This window comes from Rhizobium sp. P1_C7, assembly GCF_056406295.1.
Genome location: NZ_JBFUAL010000068.1, coordinates 1 through 942, shown reverse-complemented (window position 1 = coordinate 942; position 942 = coordinate 1). Strand labels below are relative to the sequence as shown.

The following is a 942-nucleotide window of genomic DNA, read 5'->3' as shown; positions in this document are numbered from 1 at the left end:
GTCCGGACCGCCTCAAAGCGCGCAAAGCGACCATCATTTTCGGCTGCCTGATCAAGTCGCACAACAGCGCCGGATGCAAGTGCTGTGCGTCGCCAGGCGAAAAGCTGAGAGGGATCCATGCCATGGGCGCGGGCGACTGCAGATACATTCGCACCGGGAGCCAGCGCCTCGTCGAGGATCACCGCCTTTTCCTCCTCGGAGCGATACCTCGGCTTTCGCCGCTTCCGCACCGGCTCTGCCGTCAGAATTTCAAACGTCGGACCATGATTCACATCTTCGCTCATAGAATTCCCCGCATGATTCATGCTGAAAATGAGCGACTTTCCTTCCCCACGCTACGTGGGGTGACCTAAGCGCTTACTTTCGACCGCGCCGTTGCCTGCAAGGCCAACGACCTTCGCTGGTACGAAGGCAGGGCCGACTTCTCCGGCCAAAGCCTGCCGCCGCCACGTGTAAATCAAACCCGTCGAAACATCGAAGCGACGCGCAACTTCCGAAACAATGCCACCCGGTGCAAACGCCGCCGCCAGTATCTCTGCACGCTCATCTCGCGACCATCGCCGACGTCGCTCTCGCCCGGTCAGTAAAATTGCCTGTGCCATCAGTCCTCAATGCGCTCTTAAGTCCACTCTTAAGAGCACAAACTCACAACATCACAACAATGCCGCAAGGCGGCCCCCGCCGAAGGCGTACGGGGCAAGGTCAGTGTGCTCGTCCGCAAACGCAAGTAAGCCCTCCACGATGGGAGGGCTTACTTGCTGATATCGTTCGTAAATTTTGGTTGCGGGGGCAGGATTTGAACCTGCGGCCTTCAGGTTATGAGCCTGACGAGCTACCGGGCTGCTCCACCCCGCGCCAACTGAGTGCCTTTTTGGTCACTCGATGTGTTTGTTCTGTTCTGTATATAGGTCAGAACGCAGAAAGGACCGCATTGGGCGGCCC

Annotated in this window: 2 protein-coding genes and 1 tRNA gene; all 3 read right to left on the bottom strand. The window is 58.3% G+C overall.

Translation table 11 applies throughout. The features are described 5' to 3' along the window. Positions 1–284 (bottom strand): transposase (locus tag AC1D2R_RS32155; RefSeq protein WP_477973870.1); only part of this gene is annotated, 284 nt, incomplete at its 3' end. Positions 285–335: 51 nt separating this feature from the next. Beyond that, positions 336–602, bottom strand: a complete 267-nt coding sequence (locus AC1D2R_RS32150; RefSeq protein WP_477973868.1) for a transposase — start codon at positions 600–602, stop codon at positions 336–338. A 176-nt stretch (positions 603–778) separates the two neighbouring features. Continuing rightward, positions 779–855: transfer RNA gene (locus AC1D2R_RS32145), tRNA-Met, on the bottom strand. Positions 856–942 lie beyond the last annotated feature (87 nt).